Source organism: Aestuariivirga litoralis (genome assembly GCF_003234965.1).
GTDB lineage: Bacteria > Pseudomonadota > Alphaproteobacteria > Rhizobiales > Aestuariivirgaceae > Aestuariivirga > Aestuariivirga litoralis.
In genome coordinates, this window is the sequence record NZ_QKVK01000006.1 from 25,198 (window position 1) to 46,851 (window position 21,654).

Genomic DNA, 21,654 nt, shown 5'->3' on the forward strand with positions numbered 1-21,654 from the left:
CGACCAAACAATACTTATTGACACTTTGTGGCGCAAAAGTATCCTATTCCTGATTTCCAGCAGTCAGGAGACCGGCATGCCGGCAGACCAACTTCCGCGCGGCGAGCGCCGCATCGGCGCCACGACCGGACTTGCAGCAGACCTCGCCCGCCGCCTCGAGCAGGAAGGCCGCCCGATCCGCGTGGGCCTCATCGGCTCGGGCGAGATGGGCACCGACATCGTCACCCAGTGCCAGCAGATGACCGGCATCACGGTCGCCGCCATCGCCGAGATCAACCTCGCCGCCGCGCGGAAGGCACTCAGCATTTCCGGGCGGCCCGAGGATGCCGTGCTCGAAGCGGGCACCGCCTCCGACTTCTCCGTTGCGCTTGAGGGTGGCAAGACCGCCATCACGCAGGATGCGCAGCTCGTCTGCACCTCGCCCCACATCGACGTGGTGATCGACGCCACCGGCAAGCCCGCCGTGGGGGCCGAGATCGGCCTCACTGCCATGGAACATGGCAAGCACCTCGTCATGATGAATGTCGAGGCTGACGTCACCATCGGCGCCTATCTGGCGCGCGAGGCAAAGCGGCTGGGCGTGGTCTACACGCTGGGTGCGGGCGACGAGCCCTCCTCCACCATGGAGCTGATCAACTTCGTGACCGGGCTCGGCTATCCCATCGTCGCCGCCGGCAAGGGCAAGAACAACCCGCTCAACATCGATGCGACCCCGGCCGAGTACATGGACGAAGCCAGGCGCCGCAACATGAACCCGCGCATGCTGGTGGAGTTCGTCGACGGCTCCAAGACCATGGTGGAAATGGCCGCGATCGCCAATGCGACCGGCCTCGTGCCCGACTGCCCCGGCATGCACGGCCCCGCGGCGACGCTCGACCAGCTCGAAAAGGTGCTGTGCCCCAGGGCCGACGGCGGCGTGCTCTCGAAGAAGGGTGTGGTCGACTATTCCATCGGCAAGGGTGTCGCACCGGGCGTCTTCGTCATCGCCGAAATGGCGCACCCCCGCGTGCGCGAGCGCATGCATGACCTGAAGCTCGGTCCCGGCCCTTACTACACCTTCTACCGCCCCTATCACCTGACGAGCCTCGAGGTGCCGCTCTCCTGCGCCCGCGCCGTGCTCTATCACGCGGCCGACATGGTGCCCCTCGACGTGCCCTCGGCCGAGGTCTGCGCGGTGGCGAAGAAGGACCTCCAGCCCGGCGAGCGGCTGGATGCCATCGGCGAGTACACCTACCGCGCCTGGATCATGACCACGGGCGATGCCGCGCGCGACCGCACCATTCCCTGCGGGCTGCTCGAGAACGGCAAGGTCACGAAACCCATCCGGAGGGGCGAGCTCCTCACCTACGACAATTGCGCGGTGGACAGCTCCGCCCGCATCGTGGCGCTGCGCCAGCGCCAGGACGACATGCTGAAAGGAAGCGCACGATGAACGCGGTGGGCAAGATCAAGCCGAACGCCCGGCCCTTCTACCAGAAATACTCCGGCGAACAGCTCAAGGAAGCATTGCGCAGGATGTACCTGATCCGCCGCTTCGAGGAAGGAGCCGAGGAAGCCTATATGCGCGGGCTGATCCACGGCACCATGCATCTCTCGATCGGCCAGGAGGGCTCCGCCGTGGGCGCAACCATGGCGCTGCGGAACTCCGACTACATCACCTCCACCCATCGCGGCCACGGCCATTGCATCGGCAAGGGGGCGGACCCCAAGCTGATGTTCGCCGAGTTCTTCGGCAAGGAGGAAGGCTATTGCCGGGGCCGCGGCGGCTCCATGCACATCGCCGACGTGGCCACAGGCAACCTCGGCGCCAATGGCATCGTCGGCGGTGGCCTGCCGATCGCGGTGGGGGCGGCACTCGCCATCAAGAAGCAGAAGCGCGACGACGTGGCCATGTGCTTCTTCGGCGACGGCGCCTCCAACGAGGGCGCCTTCCACGAGGCCCTCAACATGGCGGCGATCTGGAAGCTGCCTGTCGTCTTCGTCTGCGAGAACAACAAATACGGCATGTCGGTCTCGACCGAGCGCTCGATGGCGGTGGCGAACGTCGCCGACCGCGCGGCGGCCTATGGCATGCCCGGGGTGATCGCCGACGGCAATTCCATCGCCGATGTCGAGGAGGCGATTGCCGAGGCCATCGCGCGGGCGCGCCGCGGCGAAGGCCCGAGCCTCGTCGAATGCAAGACCTACCGCACCCGCGGCCATTCCCGCTCGGACCGCAACCGTTACCGCACCAAGGAGGAGATCGAGGAATGGAAGGCGCGTGACCCGATCCCGCATTTCGAATCCGAGCTCATGGCGCATGGCATTGCCACCGAAGCGGAGGTGAACGCCATCCGCGAGTCGGCAGAGGCCGAGATCGCGGCAGGTATCGAATTCGCTCGGCTGGGGACGAACCCCGATCCGGCGGAGGTCACCCGCGACGTCTATTCCAACGAGGCGGCCTGATGCGGGAACTCACCTATGCGCAGGCCATCCAGGAGGCGCTGGCCCAGGCGATGGATGCCGACCCCGCCGTGTTCCTGATGGGCGAGGACATCGGCGTCTATGGCGGCGCCTTCCAGGTGACGGGCGACCTCGTGCACCGCTATGGCGAAGACCGCGTGATGGACGCGCCGATTTCGGAACTGGGCCAGGCCGGCGTTGCCGTTGGCGCCGCCCTTGCCGGCTGCAAGCCGGTGCTCGAATTCCAGTTCTCCGACTTCGCCACGCTGGCCATGGAGCAGATCGTCAACCAGGCGGCGAAGCTGCGCTTCATGCTGGGCGGCAAGGTGAATGTGCCGCTCGTCATGCGCTTCCCCGCCGGGTCCGGCACCGGCGCTGCGGCCCAGCATTCGCAGTCGCTGGACGCGTGGCTCGCCCATGTGCCGGGCCTCAAGGTGGTGCAGCCCTCCACACCCGCGGACGTCAAGGGCATGCTGCTCGCGGCCATCGACGACCCCGACCCCGTGATGGTCTTCGAGCACAAGCTCCTCTACAAGATGAAGGGCGACGTGCCGGAGGAGCCCTATCGCATCCCCATCGGCAAGGCGCATGTGGCGCGCGCGGGCCGCGACGTGACCGTGGTGGCCACCTCCATCATGGTGCACAAGTCGCTGGAGGCCGCCGAGACGCTGGCAGCGGAAGGGATCGACGTCGAGGTGATCGACCTCCGCACGCTGCGCCCCATCGACACCGCCACCATCATCGAGAGCGTCAAGAAGACCTCGCGGCTCGCCTGCGTCTATGAGGGCGTGAAGACGCTCGGCATCGGCGCCGAGATCGCGGCCCGCATCGCCGAGAGCGAGGCCTTCGACTATCTCGATGCGCCGATCCTGCGGCTGGGTGGAGCCGAGAGCCCCATCCCCTATAACCCGGAGCTCGAGAAGGCGGCGGTGCCGCAGGTGCCGGGCATCGTGGAGGGTTTGCGCAACCTCGTGAAGGGGCGGCTCTAGCATGGCCGTCGAAGTCATCCTGCCGCGCGTCGACATGGACATGGCGACGGGCAAGATCTCCAAGTGGCACCACAGGGACGGCGACCGGGTCGCCAAGGGTGCCGCCCTCTTCGAGATCGAGACCGACAAGGCCGCGATGGAGATCGACAGCCCCGCCGACGGCATCCTGCGCAACATCACGGTGAACGAAGGCGGCACGGCGCCCGTCGGCTCCGCTGTCGCGTGGATCTATGCCGAGGGCGAGGCGGTCACCACCCCTGCCCCGGCGAAAGCAGCCGCCATTGCGCCTGTCGCCTCAAACGCGGCACCGGCAGCCGCTGCGCCCGTCGCGTCACCCTCCATTGCCAATGGCGAGACCCCGCGCGCCACGCCACTTGCCCGCCGCCTCGCGCGGCAGGCCGGCCTCCCGCTCGCCGCCATCCCCGGCAGCGGCCCGCGCGGCCGCATCGTCGCGGCGGATGTGCGCGGTGCGGGAGAGGCGAAGCCTGCGCCCGCCGCAGCGCCTGCACCCTCTCCAGACAACGTGCAGAAGCTCTACGCCCTCGGCAGCTTCGAGGTCGTGCCGGTCGACGGCATGCGCCGCACCATCGCGGCGCGGCTCACCGAGTCGAAGCAGACGGTCCCGCATTTCTATCTCTCGGTCACCTGCACGCTGGACACACTGCTGGCGACGCGCGAGCGGCTCAATGCCTCCGCCCCCAAGGGGGCGGACGGCACGCCGCTGTGGAAGCTCTCGATCAACGACTTCATCATCAAGGCCATGGCCGCCGCACTGCAGAAGGTGCCCGCCGCCAATGTCACCTGGGCGGGTGACGCGATCCTGCAGCACCGTGGCTCGGACGTAGGCGTGGCGGTGGCCGTCGAGGGCGGGCTCTTCACCCCCGTGATCCGCGCCGCCGAGGCCAAGACGCTCACCGCCATCTCCGCCGAGATGAAGGAACTCGCCGCCAGGGCCCGGGCGCGCAAGCTGGTGCCGTCGGAATACCAGGGTGGCACCACGGCCATCTCCAATCTCGGCATGTATGGGATCGAGCAGTTCACCGCCATCATCAACCCGCCACAGGCGACGATCCTCGCGGTGGGTGCCGCCGTCGAGCGCTTCGTGCCGGTGAAGGGCCAGCCGGTGCTGGCCACCCAGATGACCGCCACCCTCTCCTGCGACCACCGGGCGGTGGATGGCGCCGTCGGTGCGGAGTTGCTGCAGGCCTTCCGGAGCTTTATGGAAGAACCTCTGCTGATGCTCGCCTGACGGGAGGACGACGGTGCCGCGCTATGACTACGTCTCGATGGGCTTCTATACTTACGATTGCCTCGGCTGGCCCTTCACCGAAGTGCCACCGGGCGGCGGCACGGTGTTCATCGACGAACTGACACTGGCTGTCTCGGGTGCCGGCGGCACCGCAGCCATCGCCGCCGCCAAGATGGGCCTCGCCACGCTCGCCGTTGCCGGCGTGGGCGACGACCTGATGGGCGACTGGGTGCTGCAGCGGCTCCAGCACTTCGGCGTCGACACCTGGGGCGTGCAGCGCGAACCGGGTTGGAAGACCTCCTCATCCATCGTGACCACGCGCGCCGACGGCTCCCGCCCGGCGCTGCACATGAAGGGTGCCACCTCCAACTTTTTCGTGACGGAGGAGATGATCCCGCGCGCCACCGACACCAAGGTGTTCCATGCCGGTGGCGTTGGCCTGATGGACGCCATGGACAAGGGCCAGACTGCGGTGGTGATGAAGGCCGCCAAGGCCAATGGCGCGACGACCACGGTGGACGTCTTCGCCGGAAGCCCGAAGGACCTCCCCGCCATCGCACAGGTGCTGCCCTATACCGATTACTTCATGCCCTCGATCGAGGAGGCGCAGGCGCTGTGCGGGCGGAGCGACCATGGCGACACGGCGAAGTTCTTCCTCGACATGGGGGTCAAGGCCTGCGTGCTGACGCTGGGCGGCGACGGCGCCTATTACCATGACCGCGACGGCGTGACGTTCCACGTGCCGGCCTATGACATCGCGGTCAAATGCACCTGCGGCTGCGGCGATGCCTTCGACGCGGGCTTTGCGGTGGCGCTGGTGAAGGGCTTCGACATGGAAACGGCGGTGCGCTTCGCGCAGGCGACATCGGCTCTCAATGCGACGGGTCTGGGCTCACAGGCCGGCGTGAAGGATTTCGCGCATACGCTGGCGTTCATGAAGGGGACGAAGACGAAGGGGTAAGTTCCTCGCAGTCCCCAGATCTTCATCATGCCCGGGCTTGTCCCGGGTATCCTTTTCCAGCTCCCGAGAAGGATGCGCGGCACGAGCCCGCGCATGATGAGAATTGGATTGCGGGGCGTCATGCAGAGGTAAGCCGAAACGCCCTACCCCTTCACCGCCCCCATGGTCAGCCCGCGCGACAGATGGTTCTGGATCAGGATCACCAGCAGCAGTGCTGGGAAGAAGGCGAGGAAGGCCACCAGCGCAATGGCGTTGTAGATGATGCCGTCGGAGCCGCCGGAGAAGTTCGCGAGCGCAACGGACAGCGGATAGGCATTCTTGCTCGCGATGATCAGCGTGAAGAGATACTCGTTCATCGCGAAGATCGCCGCGATCACGGCAGCCGTGATGATGCCCGGCAGGCACATGGGAATGATGATCGACCACAGGATGCGCAGGTCGGAGGCACCATCGGTGCGCGCCGCGTCCTCGATCTCGTGCGGGATGTCGATCATGTAGGAGCGGATGATCCACACGACGATCGACAGGTTCATCGCCGCATAGACCAGCATCAGCGCCCACACCGTGTCCAGGAGACCCAGCGCGCGGAACAGGAAGAAGATGGGGATCGCCACCGCCGCCGGCGCCATCATCTTGGTCGAGAGGATGTAGAAGCCGATATCCTCCCGTCCCCGGTACTGGTAGCGCGCCAGCGAATAGGCGGCGGGAATGCCGAGCACGAGGCAGATCAGCACGCTGCCCGACACGGCGATCACCGAATTCATGAAGTAATGCATGATCGGCCATTCGGCCCAGATCTTGGCCCAGGTCTCGATCGAGATCGTCGGGAAATAGATGGGTTCGGGCGCGATGATCTCGTTCCTCGGTCGCAGCGCGATGGTGGCGAAGAAGATGATCGGCAACAGGCAGAACAGTCCCCAGACGATGAGCAGCACGGTGCGGCCGAGGGAGAAGCGCGAGCCTTCCGACATCAGTCCCTCCCCGACTTGAAGAAGCGCCTGACGAAACTCTGCGCCAGGATGATTGTGAGGACGAGCACCACCACGGAGGCCGCCGAGGCATAGCCGAACTCGAAGCTCTTGAAGCCGGTGCGGTAGATGAAATAGCTCACCGTCTCCGTGTCGCCGGCGGGCGCTCCCTGCGTGATGATGTGGGGCGAGGCGAACATGGTGAGGATGTCGATCCCCCGCAGCACCAGCGCGATGGCGATGACCGGCCGCATCAGCGGCAGCGAGATCGAGAAGAAGATCTGGCCCCAGCGTGCGCCGTCGAGGCGGGCGGCCTCCTCGATCTCCTTGTCCTGGCCCTGCAGGGCGGCGACGAAGATGATGAACAGGAAGGGCACCCACTGCCACACGTCGGTGACCACAAGCACGCCGCGGGCAAGCCAGGAGGAGCCCATGAAGTCGATGTTGGAGTCAACCAGCCCCACCCGCATCAGCAGGTCGCTGATGACACGGCCGTCATTGAACAGCAGCTTCCACAGATAGGCCACGGCCGAGGGCATGAACAGCATCGGCAGCAGGAAAATGATGCGCCAGCCGCGCACGAAGGGATCGCGGTAGACGAGTGCCGCCAGCGTCATGGCGATGACGAATTCGATCGCCAGCGTGATGCCGCCGATGATCAGCGTGTTGGACAGGCTGTGCCAGAAGGCCTCGTCGGCAAACAGGTCGACGTAGTTCTGGAAGCCGATGAATTCGAGCTTGAAGCGGCCCTGGTAGAAGCTGCGCCACAGCGCGAAGATGCCGGGATAGAGCGTGATCGCCAGCAGGTAGACGACGGCAGGCGCCACCAGCAGGTAAGGAAAGGCCTTGCGCCGGAACGGGCTGCGTCGCCGCGCCGTGCGCAAGGCCGAGGTGGGGAGGACGGCGTCGGTCATGAAACCTGCTGGGATGAGTTACCCCTCCCCCGCCCACAGGGAGCGGAACGGGAGAGGGGCCGGAGAAGTGCGAGATCAGAACGGCAGCGGCTTGCCGCGGCCAACCCACATGCCGGGCTTGGTGGCAGCGAAGTTCATCGGATCCTTGCCCTGGTAGAAGCCGTTCTTGGACATGATGTCCTTGACCTTGACGGCGGCCTCGTCCAGCGCGGCCTTGGGCTGCATTTCGCCCACAACCACCTTGTTGATCAGGAAGCCAATCTCCTGGTCGATCTGGAAGCCGGACGGGAGGCGCGGCGCGCACCAGGCATAGTTCAGTTCCTCGCCCCACACCTTGGCGGGCTGGGACACGGCCTGCAGCTTGGCATTGTTCAGCACCGACTTGTAGCCCGGCGCCACACCATTTGCGTTGGCCTCGTTCATCGCCATGATCGAGGCGGTGGTGAGGTAGGCCAGCATCAGGAAGGCCGCCTCCGGTTCCGGCGAGGACGCCGTCACGCAGGAGGTGGAGCCGGCGATGTTGGGCGGCGCGAAGTTGCCGCCCTTGACGCGGGGCTCGAAGATGGTGAGCACGTCCTCGCCGATCTTCGACTGGTCGGGCCGCGTGGCCTGGGTGCCCGAATCCTGCCAGGAGATGTTGCAGGCGATCTGACCACCGAGCCATGCGGCGCGGTTGGTCGGCCAGTCGGCGGCCGCCACACCCTCGATCGCATGCTTGGACAGCGCCACGATCGTCTCGAGGCCCTTGACGCCGGCGTCGCCGTTGAAGATCGGCTCCCAGTTCTCGTTGAAGAGTTCGAGGCCATACTGCGCGGCGATGTGCTGCCAGGTATAGGTGGCCCAGAAGCCGCGGCCGCACATCATGCCGATGCCGTTGACGCCCTTCTCGGCCTTGTTCAGTTCCGGCGCGATGCGGATCATGTCGTCATAGGTCTCGATCGACTTCACGCGGTCGGCGTCGATGCCGATCTTCTTGAAGATCGAGGGGCGGATGTGGACCATCTGGATGTCGCAGTCGAAGGGAATGCCGAGGATGCCCTTGTCCGCCCAGTGGCCGTAGTTCAGCTGGTAGGTCTCGTAGAAATCATCGAAGGGCAGGTTCCACTTCGCGACATATTCATCGAGCGGCTTGAGGAAGCCCTGCGCCGCGAAGTCGCCCAGCCAGGGCGAGAAGAACTGGATGGCATCGAAGCTCGCGTTGCCGGAGAGGAACTCGGCAACCACCTTGTCGTACATGGAATCGTCGGGGATGGCGACGAGCTCGATCTTGATGCCGGAGAGCTGTGCGAAGGGCTCGATCTGGTCCTGCGCGGATTCACGGTCGGCCGCGCCGATGGCGAAGCGCACCGTCTTGCCGGCATGTTCTTTGCGGATCGCTTCCCAGTCCACCGTGCGGATCCAGTCCTTCTTCGGATCCCACAGCTCGTCATTGTCGCCCAGCTTGTACTGCTCGCGATATTCCTTCTTCACCATGTTGCCGACATTGATCTTGGCCAGCACGTCGGCCGGGTTCGGCAGGTTCTGGGCATAGGCGCGGCGGATATTCACCAGCGGCACGGACCCCGTGCCCACGGCAAGGGCGGCGCCTGCGGCGGCGGTGGACTTCAGGAGCGAGCGACGGGTGATCAGGCCCGACTTGGTGATCGGCATGCGGTGGTCCTCCATGGGGTTCGGCCTGTGTCGTTGTATCCGCGCCTCGCCGCAGGCCGGCGGCGGGCGGGATCATCCACGTCAGATGTGCATGTGGCGGGGCGTGGCCAGCCGCGATACGCGGTGGCGGCGAACGAAACGACGACTGTCGGCAAGGGCAGCATGTCCGTTCCTCCCTCGACGCCCTCCCGTTCTGGTGCAGGATGGGCGTTCACTTCAATTCATGTACTAAATTGCATGATCATGCGCAAATGTTTCGTAATGACGCGGCGCAACAAGGTCTCGCATTGCGAAAAACACCGAGGCCGACGTCTTCCGGAGGGCCGGAAAATCACCCTGCACAAGCCATGGGGCGTCACCACGATCTGCAACATAAGTGCGCGCTTGCCCGATTTAGTATCCTCCGTCACAATGAGAAATCGTCATCGGCACGTGGTCCCAGCATGTTGGAGAAGACCCAGACCCGCAAGAGCCGCCCGCTCGCCGCCGAGCGCGGTGCCGGCCGCATCGCCCGCAACCGCATGCGCATTGCCTGGATGTATTACGTCGAGGGACTGACGCAGAACGAGATCGCTGACCGGCTCGGCATCGGCCGCGTCACGGTGGTGCGCAACATCAACGAGGCGATCAAGCAGCGCGAGGTGAAGATCTGGATCGAGGGCGACGTGGCCGAGTGCTTCGAGCTCGAGGCCGAGTTGAAGGCGGCCTTCGGCTTCAAGGATGCCGTGGTGGTGCCGGAGCCCGTGAGCCCCGAAAACATCCGCAAGGCCATCGGGGTCGCCGCAGGCATGTACCTCTCCGATACCCTGGAAGACGACATGACAGTGGGCGTGGGCTGGGGCGCGACGCTCTATGAATCACTCGCAACGCTGGCCCCGCGCGACCTCGAGAATGTGCAGGTCATCTCGCTCCTTGGGGGCATCGTTCAGGCGCGGAAGTTCAACCCGGCGGAATTCGCCTGGCAGTTCGCCCGCATCATGGGGGCCGACTGCTATCTCTTCCAGGCCCCGGCCGTCGTCGATTCACCCGAAACGCGCGAGGCGCTGATCGAGCGCTGCGGGCTTCGCGACATCTTCCGCCGCGCCGAGCGGCTGGACCTCGCCATCCTCAGCGTGGGCACCATGGCGCCCTCCTCAACCGCCTTCCGCTTCAACCTGATCAGCGACGAGGAACGCGCCGAATTGCTGAAGCTCGGCGCGGTGGGCGACATGCTGTTCAACTTCTATGACCGCGACGGAAAACTCGTCGACCACCCGGTCAACCGCCGCATCATGTCGCTGCCGCTGGACCAATTGCGCAGCGTGCCCACTCGCGTGCTCGCCTCGGGCGGCAACGACAAGGTGGACTGCCTGCTGGGCGCCATCCGCCTCGCCGATGCCAATGTGCTGATCACCAACGAGGCGACTGCGCGCGAGCTGCTGCTCCGGAAGCCTTAGACGCCGCGGGCCTTCATCAGGCCCTGCGCCGCACTCCGGAGCTTCCAGCCGAAGGCCAGCAGCACGAGGCCCACCAGCACCGCGGTGCCGGCGATAACCCAGATGATGCTGATGGCGGCCGTCGCCGGGTAGAACACGATGAGGAGGCCCAGTGCAGCCCCCGCGAGGCCGGCGAGTGCCAAGAGCCCCGGCTGCTCGATGTCCTTCCACATGACCAGCGCCCCGATGAGCTGGAGAAGCCCTGCCGCGATGTTCCAGAAGCCGATGAGCAGCACGACATAGGTCGTTGCGAAGCCCGGTGCCAGCAGGCAGACGAGGCCCGCGACGATGCCCACGATGGCGGTGAGCAGGCTGGTGACGGAGGTGCCCTGGTCCTTGCCCCGGAACACGCCCCACAACCCGAGCAGGCCATCCACAAGGGCGTAGATGCCGAACAGCGTCACCACCACGGCCAGGGTCACGCCCGGATAGACGAAGGCGAGGATGCCGAAGGCGAGGCTGGCCAGCCCGCGCAGCAGGATCGTCCGCCACATCGCGGTAAAGAATTCACGCATCGCCATTTCTGATCTCCCCCAGTTTGGCTAGACTGGGCGCAACCTAGCACACTCCCATTGAGTCTGGAGAGCGGATTGGACACGCAGACCCACGCCAAGTACGAGCAGCTGATCGAGCGCACCCGGGCGATCCCGCCCACGCCCACGGTCGTCGTCCATCCCTGTGACGAGACCTCGCTGATGGGCGCGGTCGAGGCCGCGCAGTTGGGCATCATCACCCCGATCCTGGTGGGCCCGCGGCGCCGGATCGAGGCGGTGGCGGAGAAGGCGGGGGTTGACATCTCGCGGCTCCGGCTCGAGGACGTGCCCCACAGCCACGCCGCCGCCGCGCGTGGCGTCGAGTTGATCCGCGCCGGTGCGGGCGCCCTCCTGATGAAGGGCAGCCTGCACACCGACGAGCTGATGCATGAGGTGACGTCCTCCGCCACAGGTCTGCGCACCGGCCGGCGCATCAGCCATGTCTTCGTGATGGATGTTCCGACCTATCCCGAAACCCTGTTCATCACCGATGCGGCGATCAACATCTTCCCCGATCTCGATACCAAGGCCGACATCGTCCAGAACGCCATCGACCTCCATGTGCAGATCGGGTTCGGCATGCCGCGCGTCGCCATCCTCTCGGCGGTGGAGACGGTGACCACCAAGATCCCCTCCACCATCGAGGCCGCAGCCCTGTGCAAGATGGCCGAGCGGGGCCAGATCACCGGCGGCCTGGTCGACGGCCCGCTCGCCTTCGACAATGCCATCGACATGGATGCCGCGCGCATCAAGAACATCCATGGCGAGGTGGCGGGCCGCGCCCAGATCCTCGTCGTGCCCGATCTCGAGGCCGGCAACATGCTGGCCAAGAACCTCACCTTCCTGGCCAATGCCGATGCGGCGGGGCTGGTCGTTGGCGCGCGGGTGCCGATCGTGCTCACCTCGCGCGCCGACTCGGTGCGCTCGCGCATGGCGTCCTGCGCCATCGCGGCGCTTTACGCGCAGTCGCGCCCGGCCATTCCGGGGGAGTGAGGCTCAGCCCCGGTCGATGATCCGGTCGGGCAACTGGTCCACGCCCTCGGCGTGGGGGTCCGGATGCTCGCCCTCGGCCCCCTCATGCAGGATGCGCGTTGCCACCTTGTGCTTCACCTTGTTGGAGGTGGGGCGTGGCGCCGTCCCGCCGTCAGCCTCGAGGTCCTTTGGGGCATCCTCCCCCCGGCGCGCCGATTCGGCGAACTGGCGCAGCGCCTCGGGGCGCTGGCCGTCGCGGTCACCCAGGTCATTGACGGCCGCCTGCAGGGCCTCGCGCTCATCGGCCTTGCCGGGTTTCTGTCGGGAAGTGTCGGTCATGTCGGCCTCCTCCGGTGGTTCGCGCCAAAACCCCCGAGGGCCCTCCCCGGTTCCCTCGCGTGAACTGCCCTTTTTGCTTGACAGTTGCCCTCCGCCGGTCCAATTCCGGACCGTGGCCCGGAAACCCGCGCCATTCTCAAACAGGAACCCGAAACCCAATGCCAAGCGACCATAGTCGATCGACCATGCCGTTACTGGCGCGCGCTGGGTTCTGAGCTTTCTCGGTTCACCCGCCCGCCGCCGGTAACGGCTGGTCGGAAAGAGGTGAACCAAATGACCTTCAAGACTCTCTTCACGTTCCGCAAGGCCGCCATTCAGGGCGGCCAGTCAGATGACGCCGGGATGATCGTCATCCTGATGATGGCACTCGTCTTCGTGCCCATCATCGTGGCCCATGCCTCGGTGATGCTGCCGGATGCCCCGGCCACCCAGATCGCCGGCGCCTTCAGCGCCCTGCTCAAGACCTTCTGACGAAACCCCGGGCCCCCGAAAGGGGCCCGGTGGTCATTTCGCCTGCAGGCTGGCGATGTAATCGATGAGATTGTCGACACGCCGCTCGACCGAGGCCTCGTCGCCTTCGGCGCCGCCAAGCTCCTGGGCGGCCTCGGCCTTGAACCACACGCCCCACACCGGCATCTCGCGCTCGCCATGGCCCGGCACGGGCTCCCGCCCGTCGATCATGCGAGCCAGCTTGTCCTTCGGGAACGCGCCATAGCGTTGGGTGAGCGTCGTCAGGTCAGGCGGCTTGACGGCCAAGCTGAAGGCCTTGGGGCCGTTGCCCCTGCCATCCTCGCCATGGCAGCTCGCACAATACATGTTGAAGTCATGCTCGCCCGAAACGCCGGCATTGGGGTCCATGTCTTCCTGGGCGTGGAGGGGAGCGGCGGCGAAAAGCAGGAACGCGGCGAAGAACGGAAGCTTGCGCATGGCAAAGACCTTTTGATTCACGGCTTCGACCTCTGCGCGACTGTAGCGCAACTCCAGAGGTCCGTCACCACGCTCCCCCACCTCATCATCGCCGGGCGTGTCCCGGCGATCCTTGCCGACGTGCCCCAGAAGAAGATGCCCGGGACGAGCCCGGGCATGATGGACCTTCAGAGGGGAAAACGACCTCAGGCGTTCGCCGGCTTCAGCTGCACGCTTTCCCCGCAGCCGCAGGCGGAGACCTGGTTGGGGTTGTTGAACACGAAACCCGATTTCAGCGTGGTGGTCTGGTAGTCCATCTCGGTGCCGAGCAGGAACATCATCGCCTTGGCGTCGATCAGCACCTTGACGCCCTTGTCTTCCACCACCTCGTCGAAGGGCTTCTGGTCCTCGGCCCATTCCATGGTGTATTCCATGCCCGCACAGCCGCCATTCTTGACGCCGATGCGCAGCCCCACCACAGGCTTTTCCGACTTCGCCATGATCTCGCGCACGCGGTCGGCGGCGGCGTCGGTGAGCTTCATCACCTGCGGCTTGGGACGGGGATTGGCTGATGCCATGGCTTCCTCCTTACCACATGTTCAGTGCAACGCGGGCCTCGTCCGACATGCGGCTGTGGTCCCACGGCGGATCGAAGACGATTGTCGCCCGGCAGCTCTGCACGCCCTCGACGGCGGAGACCGCATTCTCCACCCAGCCCGGCATGTCGCCCGCGACGGGGCAGCCGGGCGCCGTCAAGGTCATCTCGATTGCCACGTTGCGGTCGTCATCGATGTCGACCTTGTAGATCAAGCCCAGCTCATAGATGTCGACCGGGATCTCGGGGTCGTAGACGGTCTTCAGCGCCGCGACGATGCCGTCGGTGAGGCGCGCCAGCTCGTCCGGCGGTATGGCCGAAGGGTTCGGCGCATTGTCGGCTGCGGGCTTCGTTTCAGTGGCGGCATCGGTCATCCGAAGATCCTCCGGGCAGAGATAAGCGCGTCCGCCAGAACATCAACCTCTTCGAGGGTGTTGTACATGGCGAATGAGGCACGGCAGGTGGCCGTGACGCCGAAGCGCTGCAGCAACGGCTGCGTGCAATGGGTGCCGGCACGCACCGCAACACCCGCCCGATCGATCACGGTCGCCACGTCATGGGCATGCGCCCCTTCCATGGTGAATGAGACGATGGCGCCCTTGTTTCTGGCGCGGCCATAGATGCGCAGCGAATTGATCTCCGAGAGCCGCTCCATCGCACGGTCGCGCAGCAGCGCTTCGTGTGCGGCAATGTTGTCAAGGCCGACACCCCGCATGTAGTCGAGTGCCGCACCCAGTCCGATGGCCTGTACGATCGCGGGCGTGCCCGCCTCGAAGCGATGCGGCGGGTCATTGTAGGTGACGTAGTCGGTGCCCACTTCCGAGATCATCTCGCCGCCACCCTGGTAGGGCGGCATCCTGGCGAGGAGTTCCTTCTTGCCGTAGAGGACACCGATGCCGGTCGGCCCATAGGTCTTGTGGCCGGTGAAAACGAAGAAATCGGCATCGAGCTTCTGCACGTCGACGGCCATGTGCACGGAGGACTGCGAGCCATCGACCAGCACGGGAATTCCCCGCGCATGGGCGAGCCTGATCACCTCCGCCACCGGCACGATGGTGCCGAGCGCGTTGGACATCTGGGTGATCGCCACGATCTTCGTCTTCGGCGTCAGCAGCTTCTCGAACTCATCGAGCAGGAAGTTGCCGTCATCGTCGATCGGCGCCCACTTCAAAACCGCGCCATTGCGCTCGCGGTGGAAGTTCCACGGCACGATGTTGGAATGGTGCTCGAGGATCGACAGCACGATCTCGTCACCCGGCCCGATCACCATGCCGCCGAAGCTCTGCGCCACTAGGTTGATCGCTTCCGTTGCGTTGCGGGTGAAGATGATCTGCTCAGGCTGCGGCGCATTGATGAAGCGGCGCACGCTCTCGCGCGCATCCTCGAAGGCCTGGGTGGCGGCATTGGACAGGTAATGCAGGCCACGATGCACGTTGGCATATTCTTCCGTATAGGCCTTCATGATCGCATCGAGCACAGGCTTCGGCTTCTGGGCCGAGGCGGCATTGTCGAGATAGACCAGCTTCTTGCCATAGACCTCGCGCGACAGGATCGGGAAGTCGGCGCGGATGGCGGCAACGTCGTAAGCCATCAGCCCTTCCTCCGGTGCTCGGTCAGCCAGCGCGCGGCGAACTCTTCGAGTGCCGCCTTGATGCCGTCATGGTGGATCATGTCGAAGGCCTCGCCCACGAAGGCCGCGATCAGCAGCGCCTTGGCCTCCGCCTCCGGAATGCCGCGGGATTTGAGGTAGAAGACATGGTCGTGGTTGAGGTCGCCGGAGGTCGCGCCATGGCCGCAGGCCACATCGTCGGCATAGATCTCGAGCTCGGGCTTGGCGTCGAACTCGGCGGTCTCGGAGAGCAGCAGCGCATGGCTCGACTGCTTGCCATCGGTCTTCTGCGCACCGGGGCGCACGATCACCTTGCCCTGGAAGATGCCGCGGGCATGGTCGTCCATCACGCACTTGAAAAGCTCGCGGCTGGCGCAATTCGCCACCTCGTGGTCGACCACGAGGCGGGTGTCGGCATGCTGCTTGCCCGCCAGCAGATAGGCGCCCGAGACCTTGGCATCGGCGAATTCGCCGATGAAGCGGAAGGTGCCATCCTGGCGGTTGAGCTTGGCACCAGTCGTCAGCGTGAAGTCGCGGAAGGTGACGCTGTGCCCGACGATCACGTGGCAATGGGCAAGATGCACCGCGTCATGCGACTCGAGCTCCACCTTCACCCGGTCGAGGCGCGCGTTGTTGCCTACGCGGATCTCGGTCACCGAATTGGCGAGGTAGCTCCCCTCGCCCAGATGCGTCTCGACGATGGTAGCCGAGGCATCATCCGCCACCTCGATCACGTTGCGCGTCGCCACCGTGCGCGGGGCGGCGTCGGTCGAAACGAAGATGAGTTCGATGGGCGTATCGACATTGCCCTCGATCCGGAGCCGTGCGCCATCGGTGGCAAAGGCAACGTTCATCAGGTTGATCGGATCGCTGAGCTCGGATTTCGACTCCACCCACGCATTGGCGAGCCTCGAATGCGCCGCATCATACTCACCATTGACGAACACCATGCGCGTGGCGGCAACGCTCGCGAAGATCGAGGCGCCAACCAGCCGCTCGACCTCGCCCGCCTTCGCCTGCACCTTCTGGCGCGGCGGATAGGGCTTGTCGATCATCTGGCGCAGGTCGGTCCAGCGCCAGTCCTCCATGCGCCGGTGCGGCAGCTGGAAGCCCAGCGCCTCCTCGGCGGCGGTCTTTGCGAGGGCCGTGCTCATGCCGCGTCCTGCGTGAATTCAGCATAGCCCTTCTCTTCGAGTTCGAGGGCCAGGCTCTTGTCGCCCGACTTCACGATGCGGCCCTTGGACAGCACATGCACGAAGTCCGGCACGATGTAGTCGAGCAGGCGCTGGTAGTGGGTGATCACGATCATGCCGCGGTCGGGCGAGCGCAGCGCGTTCACGCCTTCCGCCACCACGCGCAGCGCGTCGATGTCGAGGCCGCTATCCGTCTCGTCGAGGATGCAGAGCGAGGGCTCCAGCACCGCCATCTGCAGGATCTCGGCGCGCTTCTTCTCGCCGCCGGAGAAGCCCACGTTGACCGGCCGCTTCAGCATGTCCTGGCTCACGTTCAGTTTCGCCGCGCGGTCCTTGACCAGGCGCATGAAGTCCGGCGTCGAGAGTTCCTTCTCGCCGCGCGCCTTGCGCTGGGAGTTCAGCGCCACCTTCAGGAACTGCATGGTGGCCACACCGGGGATCTCGATCGGATACTGGAAGGCCAGGAACACGCCTTTGGCGGCGCGCTCCTCCGGCGGCATCTCGAGCAGGTCCTCGCCCTTGTAGGTGACGGAGCCTTCGGTCACCTCATAGCCTTCGCGGCCCGAGAGCACATAGGACAGAGTCGACTTGCCGGAGCCGTTCGGGCCCATGATGGCATGCACCTCGCCCGGGTTCACCTTCAGCGACAGGCCGCGGATGATCTCCCGGTCCTCGTCTTCGAGCTTCACATGCAGGTTGTCGATGTTGAGCAGGGTCACGGTTGTCGCCTCAATGAGTAAGATACTGGTAGCCGAGCGTGATGACGGCAAGGCCGATGGCGCCCTTGACGCCATCGGCCGCCGCCTTGGGCAGGGCCGTTTGCGGATCTGCCGAACGGTACTGGGAGTAGCGGAAAACCGCGAAGACCAGCGCCAGCCCGATGGGAAGTGCGATATCGTAGGCGGTGATCGTCATCCGACGCTCCCTTCCAGCGAGATGCCGATGAGCTTCTGCGTCTCGGCCATGAATTCCATCGGCAGCTGCTGCAGCACGTCGCGCACGAAGCCGTTGACGATCAGGGCCACCGCCTCTTCCTGCGAAAGCCCACGCGACATGCAGTAGAACATCTGGTCGTCCGAGATCTTGGACGTCGTCGCCTCATGCTCGAACTGCGCGGTCGAGGTCTTGGACTCGATGTAGGGCACCGTATGCGCGCCGCACTTGTCGCCGATGAGGAGCGAGTCGCACTGCGTGAAGTTGCGGGCGTTCAGCGCCTTGCGGTGCGCCGAAACGAGGCCGCGATAGGTGTTGTCGGAACGGCCCGCCGCGATGCCCTTGGAAATGATGCGGCTCGACGTGTTCTTGCCGAGGTGGATCATCTTGGTGCCGCTGTCGACCTGCTGGCGGCCATTGGAAATGGCGATCGAATAGAACTCGCCGCGCGATTCCTCGCCGCGCAGGATGCAGCTCGGATATTTCCAGGTGATGGCCGAGCCCGTCTCCACCTGCGTCCAGCTGATCTTGGAGCGGGGGCCACGGCAGTCGCCTCGCTTGGTCACGAAATTGTAGACGCCGCCCTTGCCCTCGGCATCGCCGGGGTACCAGTTCTGGACGGTCGAATACTTGATCTCGGCATCGTCCAGTGCGATCAGCTCGACCACGGCCGCGTGCAGCTGGCTCTCGTCGCGCGTCGGCGCGGTGCAGCCTTCGAGATAGGAGACGTAGCTGCCCTTGTCGGCGATGATCAGCGTGCGCTCGAACTGGCCCGTGTTCTTGGCGTTCATGCGGAAATAGGTCGACAGCTCCATCGGGCAGCGCACGCCCGGCGGCACGTAGACGAAGGAGCCGTCCGAGAACACGGCAGCATTGAGGGCCGCATAGTAATTGTCGCCCTGCGGTACCACCGAGAAGAGATACTTCTTCACCAGCTCCGGGTGCTCGCGCAGCGCTTCCGAGATCGAGCAGAAGATCACGCCCGCCTTGGCGAGTTCCGCCTTGAAGGTGGTGACCACCGAGACCGAGTCGAACACGGCGTCGACCGCCACCTTGCCGGAGGCATATTCATTGCCCTCCTCGTCCAGCTCGCTCTTCTCGCCCTGCTTCCGCACACCGGCGAGGATCTCCTGCTCCTTCAGCGGAATGCCGAGCTTGGCATAGGTCTCGAGCAGCTTGGGGTCCACCTCGTCGAGGCTCTTCGGCGCCGAGACGCTCTTGGGCGCCGCGTAGTAATAGAGGTCCTGGAAGTCGATCTTGGGGTAGTCGACCTTGGCCCAGGTCGGCTCCTCCATCTGCAGCCAGCGGCGATAGGCTTCCAGCCGTGCCTCCAGCATCCAGCCCGGCTCGTTCTTCTTGTTCGAGATGAAGCGGACGATGTCCTCGTTCAGGCCCTTCGGCGCATATTCGGACTCGATGTCGGTCGTGAAGCCGTACTTGTACTTGTCGACGTCGATGTCCTTGACGAGTGCAATCGTTTCAATGTCAGCCATGTCAATCCTCAGGCAGCAGCCCTGGCCTTGTGGCGGTCGCGGATCTTGCGCCACGCGGCGGTGAAATGTTCGATGTCCTGTTCGGTGGTGTCCCAGCCCAGTGATACGCGGATGGCAGCCTCGGAGATTTCCGGCTTCACCCCCATCGCTGCCAGCACATGCGATTTCGCCACCTTGCCCGACGAGCAGGCGGAGCCGGACGAGACCGCGACCCCTTCGAGGTCGAAGGCCATGAGCAGCGTCTCGGCCTTCATGCCGGGAAAGGCGAAGCAGGTGGTGTTGGGCAGGCGTTCCACGGTGCTGCCGAAAATCTCGGCACCGTCGAGCCCTGCCTCCAGGCGGTCACGGAGCGTCCGGACGTCGTGCCTGAGGCCGGCGACCGCGCCGAAGCCTGCAATCGTTATCAGGTTCTCGGTCCCCGCCCGTCGGCGCAGCTCCTGGCCGCCGCCGTGGATCAAAGGCTCGACCGGAATACCATCGCGGACAACCATTGCTCCGATGCCAACCGGACCGCCGGCCTTGTGCGCGGACAACGTCAAAAAATCAACCGACAACAAGCCAAAATTCAACGGCAGCTTGCCCAGAACCTGCACCGCATCACTGTGCACCAGCGCGTCATGCTGCTGCGCCAGGCGCACCACTTCGGCCAGGGGCTGCACCACGCCGGTCTCGTTGTTGGCCGCCATCACGCTCACCAGCGCCCTGGGCCCGTGCAGCAATTCCGCGAGCGCTTCAAGGTCGATGACGCCATTGCCATCGACCGGAATGATGCCCACGGGCTTGCCCGACGCCGTCGCCGCCTGCAGCACCGACGGGTGCTCCACGGCAGAAACGATAATCCTTTCAACGGGCGCGCCCTTGAGGATCATGTTGTTGGCTTCGCTGCCGCCGGAGGTGAACACCACCATCGGCGCGATCACGCCAACCGCGCGCGCCACCTGCTCCCGCGCCTCGTCCAGCAGCTGCCGCGCCGCGCGGCCCTCGGCGTGGACCGACGACGCGTTGCCGGTGCAATCCATCGCGCGCAGCATCGCCGCCTTCGCCTCCGGGCGCAGCGTCGAGGTGGCGTTATGGTCGAGGTAGCTCCTCACTGAGGCGCGCCCTCCGGGTGGCGGTCCTTGGTCTGCTTGATGGTTGCGGCCAGTGCCAAATTCCGTTTCTCGACAACGTCTTCGAGCGAAATCGACGACAGGAAATACATCATCTGCCGACCCAGGCTCGACCACAGGTCATGCGCATTGCAGCGCTCGCCCTTGACGCAGCCCTCCACCGCATCCCCGCCGCAGCGGGTGAACTGCAGCTCCTCGTCGACGGCGGCGATGATCCTGGCAACCGGGATCTCGCCCATCGGGGTGGCCAGGCGATAGCCGCCGCCGGGTCCGCGGGCACTCTCGACCAGCTTGTGCTTCCTGAGCTTGCCGAACAGCTGCTCGAGATATTCCTGTGAGATGTCCTGACGTTCGGCGATTTCGGCCAATGACACCGGCGCCCCATCGGAATGGGTGGCGATGTCGATCATCGCCATCACGGCATAGCGGCCCTTGGTGCTCATCTTCATGGCACGAAATCCTTGATTTTGAACCCCTCACCCGTGCTAAAGGCGAGAACTTCAAGACGGAGTCCCGCTCCGCCAGTTTCGAACAATTCTAAACAGGGATATAGAAAACCCGAGTACAGGAGTCAATTATTCGGTGGATCCTCCACCGGGTTTTTCCCGTGCCGGATATCTCCCATGAGGATCAGAGCTTTATGCCGGAAGTGATTTTCAGCGGGCCCGCGGGCCGCATCGAAGCACGCTACCACCACTCCAAGGCGGCAGGCTCTCCCATCGCCATCCTGCTCCACCCGCACCCGACCTTCGGCGGCACGATGAACAATCCGATCGTGCATGCCATGTACCAGATGTTCCAGAGCCGCGGATTCTCGGTTTTGCGCTTCAATTTCAGAGGCGTAGGCCGTTCGCAAGGGGTCTTCGAGAATGGCGCGGGCGAACTGTCCGATGCCGCCTCGGCGCTCGACTGGCTGCAGTCCTTCAACCGCGAAGCCAAGATCTGCTGGATCGCCGGCGTCTCCTTCGGGGCCTGGATCTCGATGCAGCTGCTGATGAGACGCCCTGAAATCTCAGGGTTTATTTCGGTTGCCCCACTCGCCAAGCATTATGACTTCTCCTTCCTCGCCCCCTGTCCGGCCTCTGGCCTGTTCGTGAACGGCGAGAAGGATACCGTGACATCGCCCGAGGCGGTTCACAGCCTTGTATCCAAGCTCAAGACTCAAAAGGGAATTACCGTCGAACACAAGGTGATCCCGGGGGCCAACCACTTCTTCCAGGACAAGATCGACGAGCTGACCAAGACCTGCTCGACCTACCTCGACAAGCGCCTCGCGGCGGAAGGCCAGCTCTAGTCAGCTATCGGGTGGCTTGAGCGCGCCGGG

The 21,654-nt window shown here is 65.0% G+C and carries 24 protein-coding genes; 9 read left to right on the plus strand and 15 right to left on the minus strand.

The window, feature by feature from the left end:
• The first annotated feature begins 76 nt into the window (after positions 1-76).
• The 5 genes from DK847_RS13245 to DK847_RS13265 are packed head-to-tail and all read left to right on the plus strand — an operon-like array spanning position 77 to position 5,641.
• Positions 77-1,432 carry an NAD(P)H-dependent oxidoreductase gene (locus tag DK847_RS13245; RefSeq protein WP_111199007.1) on the plus strand — a complete coding sequence of 452 codons (1,356 nt, stop codon included), beginning with the start codon at positions 77-79 and terminating at the stop codon, positions 1,430-1,432.
• Positions 1,429-2,445, plus strand: coding sequence for a thiamine pyrophosphate-dependent dehydrogenase E1 component subunit alpha (locus DK847_RS13250; protein ID WP_111199008.1), 1,017 nt, complete (start codon positions 1,429-1,431; stop codon positions 2,443-2,445). Before DK847_RS13245 ends, DK847_RS13250 begins: the two co-directional genes overlap by 4 nt.
• Entirely contained in the window at positions 2,445-3,431 is a 987-nt protein-coding gene (locus DK847_RS13255) for an alpha-ketoacid dehydrogenase subunit beta (RefSeq protein WP_111199009.1), read from the plus strand. Before DK847_RS13250 ends, DK847_RS13255 begins: the two co-directional genes overlap by 1 nt.
• 1 nt (position 3,432) lies before the next feature.
• Positions 3,433-4,680: a dihydrolipoamide acetyltransferase family protein gene (locus DK847_RS13260; protein ID WP_111199010.1), complete on the plus strand. Its 1,248-nt coding sequence runs from the start codon at positions 3,433-3,435 to the stop codon at positions 4,678-4,680.
• Between the two features lie 13 nt (positions 4,681-4,693).
• A complete protein-coding gene (locus tag DK847_RS13265) occupies positions 4,694-5,641 on the plus strand; it encodes a carbohydrate kinase family protein (RefSeq protein ID WP_245414603.1) in 948 nt (315 codons plus the stop codon).
• A gap of 143 nt (positions 5,642-5,784) precedes the next feature.
• Here the strand turns inward: DK847_RS13265 and DK847_RS13270 are convergent, their stop codons facing one another.
• The 3 genes from DK847_RS13270 to DK847_RS13280 all read right to left on the minus strand — a co-directional run bounded on the left by DK847_RS13270 (position 5,785) and on the right by DK847_RS13280 (position 9,173).
• Positions 5,785-6,612 carry a carbohydrate ABC transporter permease gene (locus DK847_RS13270; RefSeq protein WP_111199011.1) on the minus strand — a complete coding sequence of 276 codons (828 nt, stop codon included), beginning with the start codon at positions 6,610-6,612 and terminating at the stop codon, positions 5,785-5,787.
• Positions 6,612-7,523 (minus strand): carbohydrate ABC transporter permease, encoded by a 912-nt coding sequence (locus tag DK847_RS13275; RefSeq protein ID WP_111199012.1) that lies wholly within the window; start codon positions 7,521-7,523, stop codon positions 6,612-6,614. The genes DK847_RS13270 and DK847_RS13275 overlap by 1 nt, the downstream gene beginning before the upstream one ends.
• A gap of 75 nt (positions 7,524-7,598) precedes the next feature.
• The gene (locus tag DK847_RS13280; protein WP_111199013.1) at positions 7,599-9,173 is read right to left on the minus strand and encodes an ABC transporter substrate-binding protein; all 1,575 of its coding nucleotides are present in this window, start codon (positions 9,171-9,173) and stop codon (positions 7,599-7,601) included.
• Between the two features lie 443 nt (positions 9,174-9,616).
• Between DK847_RS13280 and DK847_RS13285 the strand changes: the two genes are divergently transcribed.
• Complete coding sequence (locus DK847_RS13285; protein ID WP_161957268.1) at positions 9,617-10,609, plus strand: sugar-binding transcriptional regulator; 993 nt, start codon at positions 9,617-9,619, stop codon at positions 10,607-10,609.
• On the opposite strand, the gene DK847_RS13290 is transcribed toward DK847_RS13285, so the two are convergent.
• The gene (locus tag DK847_RS13290; protein WP_111199015.1) at positions 10,606-11,169 is read right to left on the minus strand and encodes an HdeD family acid-resistance protein; all 564 of its coding nucleotides are present in this window, start codon (positions 11,167-11,169) and stop codon (positions 10,606-10,608) included. The two genes, DK847_RS13285 and DK847_RS13290, sit on opposite strands and share 4 nt — an antisense overlap.
• A gap of 69 nt (positions 11,170-11,238) precedes the next feature.
• Here DK847_RS13290 and DK847_RS13295 point away from each other — a divergent pair, with 69 nt between their 5' ends.
• Positions 11,239-12,174, plus strand: a complete 936-nt coding sequence (locus tag DK847_RS13295; RefSeq protein WP_245414604.1) for a phosphate acetyltransferase — start codon at positions 11,239-11,241, stop codon at positions 12,172-12,174.
• 3 nt (positions 12,175-12,177) lie between these two features.
• On the opposite strand, the gene DK847_RS13300 is transcribed toward DK847_RS13295, so the two are convergent.
• Complete coding sequence (locus tag DK847_RS13300; protein ID WP_111199016.1) at positions 12,178-12,492, minus strand: hypothetical protein; 315 nt, start codon at positions 12,490-12,492, stop codon at positions 12,178-12,180.
• A 273-nt stretch (positions 12,493-12,765) separates the two neighbouring features.
• Here DK847_RS13300 and DK847_RS13305 point away from each other — a divergent pair, with 273 nt between their 5' ends.
• Positions 12,766-12,963, plus strand: a complete 198-nt coding sequence (locus tag DK847_RS13305; RefSeq protein WP_146256119.1) for a hypothetical protein — start codon at positions 12,766-12,768, stop codon at positions 12,961-12,963.
• A gap of 33 nt (positions 12,964-12,996) precedes the next feature.
• Here the strand turns inward: DK847_RS13305 and DK847_RS13310 are convergent, their stop codons facing one another.
• The 10 genes from DK847_RS13310 to DK847_RS13355 all read right to left on the minus strand — a co-directional run bounded on the left by DK847_RS13310 (position 12,997) and on the right by DK847_RS13355 (position 20,779).
• Positions 12,997-13,419 carry a c-type cytochrome gene (locus tag DK847_RS13310; RefSeq protein WP_111199018.1) on the minus strand — a complete coding sequence of 141 codons (423 nt, stop codon included), beginning with the start codon at positions 13,417-13,419 and terminating at the stop codon, positions 12,997-12,999.
• A gap of 185 nt (positions 13,420-13,604) precedes the next feature.
• Complete coding sequence (gene sufA / locus DK847_RS13315) at positions 13,605-13,976, minus strand: Fe-S cluster assembly scaffold SufA (protein WP_111199019.1); 372 nt, start codon at positions 13,974-13,976, stop codon at positions 13,605-13,607.
• 10 nt (positions 13,977-13,986) lie between these two features.
• Entirely contained in the window at positions 13,987-14,367 is a 381-nt protein-coding gene (locus DK847_RS13320; protein ID WP_111199020.1) for an SUF system Fe-S cluster assembly protein, read from the minus strand.
• Complete coding sequence (locus DK847_RS13325; protein WP_111199021.1) at positions 14,364-15,584, minus strand: cysteine desulfurase; 1,221 nt, start codon at positions 15,582-15,584, stop codon at positions 14,364-14,366. The genes DK847_RS13320 and DK847_RS13325 overlap by 4 nt, the downstream gene beginning before the upstream one ends.
• On the minus strand, positions 15,584-16,756 hold the full coding sequence (gene sufD / locus DK847_RS13330) for a Fe-S cluster assembly protein SufD (protein WP_111199022.1): 1,173 nt from the start codon (positions 16,754-16,756) through the stop codon (positions 15,584-15,586). The genes DK847_RS13325 and sufD overlap by 1 nt, the downstream gene beginning before the upstream one ends.
• Entirely contained in the window at positions 16,753-17,508 is a 756-nt protein-coding gene (gene sufC, locus DK847_RS13335; protein ID WP_111199259.1) for a Fe-S cluster assembly ATPase SufC, read from the minus strand. Before sufC ends, sufD begins: the two co-directional genes overlap by 4 nt.
• 16 nt (positions 17,509-17,524) lie before the next feature.
• On the minus strand, positions 17,525-17,710 hold the full coding sequence (locus DK847_RS13340; RefSeq protein ID WP_111199023.1) for a hypothetical protein: 186 nt from the start codon (positions 17,708-17,710) through the stop codon (positions 17,525-17,527).
• On the minus strand, positions 17,707-19,221 hold the full coding sequence (gene sufB / locus DK847_RS13345; RefSeq protein ID WP_111199024.1) for a Fe-S cluster assembly protein SufB: 1,515 nt from the start codon (positions 19,219-19,221) through the stop codon (positions 17,707-17,709). Before sufB ends, DK847_RS13340 begins: the two co-directional genes overlap by 4 nt.
• An 8-nt stretch (positions 19,222-19,229) precedes the next feature.
• Entirely contained in the window at positions 19,230-20,312 is a 1,083-nt protein-coding gene (locus DK847_RS13350; protein ID WP_111199025.1) for a cysteine desulfurase family protein, read from the minus strand.
• Positions 20,309-20,779, minus strand: a complete 471-nt coding sequence (locus DK847_RS13355) for an Rrf2 family transcriptional regulator (RefSeq protein WP_111199026.1) — start codon at positions 20,777-20,779, stop codon at positions 20,309-20,311. Before DK847_RS13355 ends, DK847_RS13350 begins: the two co-directional genes overlap by 4 nt.
• A gap of 191 nt (positions 20,780-20,970) precedes the next feature.
• On the opposite strand from DK847_RS13355, the gene DK847_RS13360 reads away from it, so the two are divergent.
• On the plus strand, positions 20,971-21,624 hold the full coding sequence (locus DK847_RS13360) for an alpha/beta hydrolase (RefSeq protein WP_111199027.1): 654 nt from the start codon (positions 20,971-20,973) through the stop codon (positions 21,622-21,624).
• Positions 21,625-21,654 lie beyond the last annotated feature (30 nt).